Source organism: Rathayibacter rubneri (assembly GCF_023743255.1).
Lineage (GTDB): Bacteria > Actinomycetota > Actinomycetes > Actinomycetales > Microbacteriaceae > Rathayibacter > Rathayibacter rubneri.
In genome coordinates this window covers 1-5378 of the sequence record NZ_JAMRYM010000152.1, presented here as the reverse complement: position 1 = coordinate 5378, position 5378 = coordinate 1, and the positions used below count along the sequence as shown (strand labels likewise).

The window sequence follows — 5378 nt, the reverse complement described above, 5'->3', positions numbered from 1 at the left end:
GCCCCCGCTCCCTCCGCTGCCCGACTGCAGCACCGACCCGCGGCTGTGCCCTCCCGTCCCCGTCCCGTCCATCGGGGAGCCGGAGCGCTGACCACCCGTGCGGGTGCACCCCCGTCGCGGGCACCGGTGAGGAGCGGGATAGTGGAGTCATGCGCAGACTCCTCATCGGCCTCCTGACCAACGCCGTCGCGATCTGGCTCACCACGCTGGTGGTGTCGGGCGTGCGCGTCGACCCGTACGAGGAGGGGCCCACCGCCGCGATCCTCACGTACCTCCTGGTGGCGGTGATCTTCGGCGTCGTGAACGCCGTCGTGGGCGGTGTGATCCGAGTGGTCGCCTTCCCGCTGTACCTGCTCACCCTCGGTCTGATCTCGTTCCTGGTCAACGGCCTCCTCCTGCTGCTGACCGCCTGGGTCAGCGGGCTGTTCGGCTTCGGGCTCGAGGTGGACGGGTTCTGGTGGGGCGTGCTCGGCGCACTCGTCCTCGCGATCGTCAACTGGTTCATCGGGCTCCTCGTGCGGCCGCTCCTGCGCTCGCGCGAGGGCTGACCGGCACCGTCGTCAGGCGGACCGCGACGCGGGAGTCCGGGGCCCCGCGCCAGAGCGCGAACAGGGCGGCACCCGCCGCGGCGGGCCGGGGATCCGCGTCGAGCCCCCGCGCGGTGGCGAGGTAGGAGTCGAGCGCGTGGGCGGGCACCGCGCCCTCCTGCCGGGTGGCGCCGGGGTCGGACGGCCGCTCGACGAGCACGACGCCCGGCTCCATCGAGCCCGACCGCCCGAAGCCGGCGAGGGCCGGCACCAGGTCGTCGGAGTGCTCGACCGACACCGTCCGCGTGCCCGCGGGCAGGTCGACGCCACGGACGGGGCTGCCGAACGCGACCACGTCGTGGACGTCGTAGCGGCCCGACTGCGCCACGCGCGCGGCGATCAACCCGCCCTGGGAGTGCGCGACGATCGTGACGGGCGCCCCCGGAGGGATGCCCGCCGCCTCCATCGCCGCCAGCGTCCCCTGCACCGAGGTCCCCGCACCCCCGCTCATCGCCTCGAGGTTCGCCGCCGCGCCGAACGCCTGCTCGGGATCCCCGCTCCAGTCGGTCGTGCCCGAGACGGCGACCAGCCACTGGGCTCCGTAGCGCTCGATCACGACCTGCGGGCCGTCGGGGTCGCTCGGCGGAATGCGGCCGGCGAGCTCGCCCCAGCCGCGCGGCGGGGCCTGAACCGAACCGAACGGGAGCGGCGGGGGGGCCGCCTCCTCGACGCGCAGCCGCCGCTCCCCCGGCGCCGGGAGGACGCCGAAGAGCGTCCCGAGCACGACGAGCACCCCGCTCGCCGAGCCGACGCCGCTGCCGAGGAGGTCCTCGGCCGGCGGCCTGCCGAGGACCGCCGCGATCGGCGGCGGCACGAGGAGCACTCCGATCTCGGTGCCGAGCCCGATCGACGAGATCAGGGCGCGGATCCCCTCGACCACCAGCGCATCGCCCAGGAGCGCCCGCACCAGCTCGTCGCGCTCCTGCGCGAGCGCCGAGCGGTCCCCACCCGGCAGGAGCGCCTCGGCCGACCCCCGCACCGCCTCGACGACCGCGCCCACCAGGGCCGCGGCGTCCTCGAGGGCGGTCGGCGACCGGCGCTCGGCCGACTCGACCGCCCGCAGCCCCCAGCTCGTCGCGGCGAGCGCCGGTCCGGCGAGCAGCGGCAGGGTCGACGACTCGGCGCCCGCGTAGGACACGACCGCGAGGCCGAGGCCGCGTCGGAGGGTCCCGGCGTCGGCCTCGAGCAGCCGCAGCCGCGCACCGAGGTGCGCGAGCTCGCCCGCGCGCTCGGGCGAGTGCACCGAGACGACGGGTGCGGCGGCGTCGACGTCGGCCGCGCATCCGGCCAGGCCCTCCTCCAGGGCCACGAGGATCCGGCTCCGCTCCTCGAGCTCGAGCGTCTCGACCCGGGCGGTCACGGCGCTCCCAGCGCCAGCGTCTCGGCCGCCGCCTCCGCCGCCGCGAGGCCCCCGAGGAGCTCCGCGGCCCGGTCGGCGTAGCTCCTCGCCGCCGCGTCCTCCCAGTCGGCGTCGGGCAGCAGTCCGCCGCTGCGCGCCCTCAGCTCCCCGACCCTGCTCGCGAGAGCCCGCAGCAGCGCTCCCGCCCCGTTCGCGTCCTGCTCGATCACCGTGCTCGCCTCCGCCCTGCGCCCCCGCAGTCCGCCCCCGTGGAGAGCATCGCCGCGCCGCACCACCGCCGGGACGCAGGAGGGCCCGATCGGGGAGGAGGTCGTGGATCGACCGGGTGTGAGGGAGCCGCCGTGCACCAGAATGAGCGGGTGACCCCCCGCCCCCTCGCGCCCTCGGCGTTCGCCGTGTGCTTCGTCTGCACCGGCAACATCTGCCGGTCGCCGATGGCCGAGGCGGTGCTCCGCTCCCTCGCCGAGCGGGCGGGCCTCGCGTCGGCCATCGAGATCTCGTCCGCGGGCACCGGCGAGTGGCACCTCGGCGAGCAGGCCGACCACCGGGCGCTCGACGCCCTGCAGCGCCGGGGCCTGGACGGGGAGCGGCACCGCGCGCAGCTCTTCGATCCGGCGCGGTTCGCCGAGTTCGACCTCGTCGTGGCGCTCGACCAGGGCCACGAGCGGGCGCTGCGGTCGTGGGCGCGCACCGACGTCGACCGGCAGAAGGTGCGCCGACTGCTCGCCTTCGAGCCCGGCCTCTCACCGCAGGGCGATGTGCCCGACCCCTACTATTCCGATGCGGCGGCGTTCGACTCGGTGCTCGCGCTCATCGAGCGGGCCTGCGAGTCGCTCTTCGCCCAGATCGAACCGGGACTGCGCGGCAACCGCACCGTCCTCACCGAGACAGACTCCCGAGAACCGGAAGGCACCACCGCATGACGCTCCCCCTCCAGCCGCTCAGCCCGCTCGACGGCCGCTACAGCTCCGCCGTCTCCTCGCTCGGCGAGTACCTCTCGGAGGCCGGACTGAACCGCGCGCGCGTGCACGTCGAGGTCGAGTGGCTGCTCGCGCTGACCGATCGCCGCCTCTTCGGCTCCGAGCCGGTCGACGCGGCCACCGCCGAGGAGCTCCGCCGCCGCGCCCGCGACTTCGGCCAGGCCGAGATCGACGAGCTCGCGACCCTCGAGGCCACCACCCGCCACGACGTGAAGGCCGTCGAGTACCTCGTGCGCCACTGGCTCGCCGACCTGGGCCTGGAGCGCATCGCCGAGCTCACCCACTTCGCCGCCACCAGCGAGGACATCAACAACCTCTCCTACGCGATCGTGGTGCGGCAGGCCGTCGGCGAGATCTGGCGGCCCAAGCTCCGCTCGGTCGTCGACTCCCTCCGCGAGCTCGCCGTGCGCTACCGCGACGAGGCCATGCTCAGTCGCACCCACGGCCAGCCCGCCACCCCCACCACCATGGGCAAGGAGTTCGCGGTCTACGCGTACCGCCTCGAGCGGGTGCTCGCGCAGATCGACGCGACGGAGTACCTGGGCAAGTTCAGCGGCGCGACCGGCACCTTCGCCGCGCACCTCGCGAGCGACCCCGACGTCGACTGGGCGGGACTCGCCGAGGAGTTCGTCACCTCCCTCGGACTCGACTTCAACCCGCTCACCACCCAGATCGAGTCGCACGACTGGCAAGCGGAGCTCTACGGCAAGGCCGCTCACGCGAACCGGATCCTGCACAACATCTGCACCGACATCTGGACCTACATCTCGATGGGCTACTTCCGGCAGATCCCGCAGGCCGGAGCGACGGGCTCGTCGACCATGCCGCACAAGATCAACCCGATCCGGTTCGAGAACGCCGAAGCCAACCTCGAGCTCTCGAGCGCGCTGCTCGACTCGCTCGCGCAGACCCTCGTCACCTCGCGCCTGCAGCGCGACCTCACCGACTCGACGACGCAGCGCAACATCGGAGTCGCCTTCGGCCACTCGCTGCTCGCCCTCGACAACATCGCCCGCGGCCTGCTCGAGATCGACCTCGACCCGCGCGCGCTGGCCGCCGACCTCGACAGCAACTGGGAGGTGCTCGCCGAGGCGATCCAGACCGTGATCCGCGCGGAGGTCACCGCGGGGCGCTCCTCGATCACCGACCCGTACGCGATGCTCAAGGACCTGACCCGCGGCAAGCGCCTCGGCGCCGAGGACCTCGCGTCGTTCGTCGACGGGCTCGACATCGGCGACGCCGCCAAGGCGCGCCTGCTGGCGCTGACCCCCGCGGGCTACACGGGCGCCGCGTCGGCCCTGGTCGACCGCCTGGACTGAGCGCTGCCGCCGGGCCGGCGACCGCGTGTCGGTCGTCGCGCCTAGCGTCGGGGCATGCCCCGCTCCACCGCCCCCGCCTGCTCGATCGACGGGTGCGCCTCCCGGGCCGAGGCGGGCGCCCCCGTGGCGCTGTGCCCGGCCCACCTCGGCCTCGCGCACGACTGGGTGGCGCAGGAGGACGGAGTCGTCGACGCCCTGCCGTCGCCGTGCGCGGTCTGCGGGTCCCGCCTCGGCGTGCGCCTGCCCTCGGCATGGCTGTGCGCCGCGTGCGAGTGGCGGCACGGCGAGGTGCCGGACGGCGAGCTGGGGCCGCCGCGCGTCGAGGTCGTCTACTACATCCGCTTCGGCGAGCGCCTCAAGATCGGCACGAGCGCCAACCCCCGCCAGCGGCTGCACCGGCTCCGGCACGAGGAGCTGCTGGCGTTCGAACGCGGCGGCCGCCCGCTCGAGCAGCACCGGCACGCGCAGTTCGCCGCCGAGCGGCTGGAGCGGACCGAGTGGTTCGCCCGGAGCCCCGCGCTCGACCGCCACGTCGAGACCGTGCGGGCCGGCGAGCCCGACCCGTGGGCGCTGCACCGCCGCTGGGTGAGCGAGGCACTGGCGCTGCGCACCTGACCCCCTCCTCCGCGCGCACTCCGCTCAGCGGCACCACGCGTCGACCAGCAGCGGTCCGCGGATCTCGCGCAGCCGCTCGAGCACCCGATCGGCCAGTACCGCGGTGACCGACGACGCCACGAGATCGAAGGGGCCGAGCGGAGCGAGCCGCCCCGTGCGCACCCGCAGCACCTCCCAGCCCACCGCCCGCAGCGCGCGGTCCTTGCGCCGGTCGGCCCCCTCGCGCTTCCCCACGTGCTCGAGCCCGTGCCGCCCCGTGGAGTCGTACTCGATCGCGACCCGCAGGTCGCCGAGGACGATGTCGGGCCACGCCTCGAGGTGGTCGAAGAAGGGGCGCGACAACCGGACCGCCGTGAGCCCCGGCTCGAACTCGAGCCGCTCGGCCAGCAGCGCCCGGAGGCGCGCCTCGACGGCCGACGCGGGAGGCGGTGCGCACCGGCTCGCGAACGGCTCGCCGACCGCGAGCTCGGGCGTCTTCGTGCAGACGGTCCGGCGGGCGGACGCGCGGCGGGGAGAC

At 74.9% G+C, this 5378-nt stretch carries 7 protein-coding genes; 4 read left to right on the top strand and 3 right to left on the bottom strand.

The features are described 5' to 3' along the window. The first annotated feature begins 149 nt into the window (after positions 1 to 149). Entirely contained in the window at positions 150 to 548 is a 399-nt protein-coding gene (locus tag NB037_RS18525; protein WP_251948398.1) for a phage holin family protein, read from the top strand. On the opposite strand, the gene NB037_RS19975 is transcribed toward NB037_RS18525, so the two are convergent. Further along, entirely contained in the window at positions 502 to 1947 is a 1446-nt protein-coding gene (locus tag NB037_RS19975; RefSeq protein WP_251948397.1) for an alpha/beta hydrolase, read from the bottom strand. The two genes, NB037_RS18525 and NB037_RS19975, sit on opposite strands and share 47 nt — an antisense overlap. After that, positions 1944 to 2156: a hypothetical protein gene (locus tag NB037_RS18515; RefSeq protein WP_251948396.1), complete on the bottom strand. Its 213-nt coding sequence runs from the start codon at positions 2154 to 2156 to the stop codon at positions 1944 to 1946. The genes NB037_RS19975 and NB037_RS18515 overlap by 4 nt, the downstream gene beginning before the upstream one ends. Positions 2157 to 2306: 150 nt before the next feature. Between NB037_RS18515 and NB037_RS18510 the strand changes: the two genes are divergently transcribed. Genes NB037_RS18510 through NB037_RS18500 form a run of 3 tightly spaced genes read left to right on the top strand, consistent with a single transcriptional unit; the run spans position 2307 to position 4861 of the window. Next, positions 2307 to 2870, top strand: coding sequence for a low molecular weight protein-tyrosine-phosphatase (locus NB037_RS18510; protein ID WP_251948395.1), 564 nt, complete (start codon positions 2307 to 2309; stop codon positions 2868 to 2870). Continuing rightward, positions 2867 to 4246, top strand: a complete 1380-nt coding sequence (gene purB / locus NB037_RS18505) for an adenylosuccinate lyase (RefSeq protein ID WP_251948394.1) — start codon at positions 2867 to 2869, stop codon at positions 4244 to 4246. Before NB037_RS18510 ends, purB begins: the two co-directional genes overlap by 4 nt. 54 nt (positions 4247 to 4300) lie before the next feature. Next, a complete protein-coding gene (locus tag NB037_RS18500; RefSeq protein WP_251948393.1) occupies positions 4301 to 4861 on the top strand; it encodes a GIY-YIG nuclease family protein in 561 nt (186 codons plus the stop codon). Between the two features lie 24 nt (positions 4862 to 4885). Here the strand turns inward: NB037_RS18500 and NB037_RS18495 are convergent. After that, positions 4886 to 5378: putative endonuclease domain-containing protein (locus NB037_RS18495; protein WP_504972459.1), on the bottom strand; the 493-nt coding region annotated here is incomplete at its 5' end.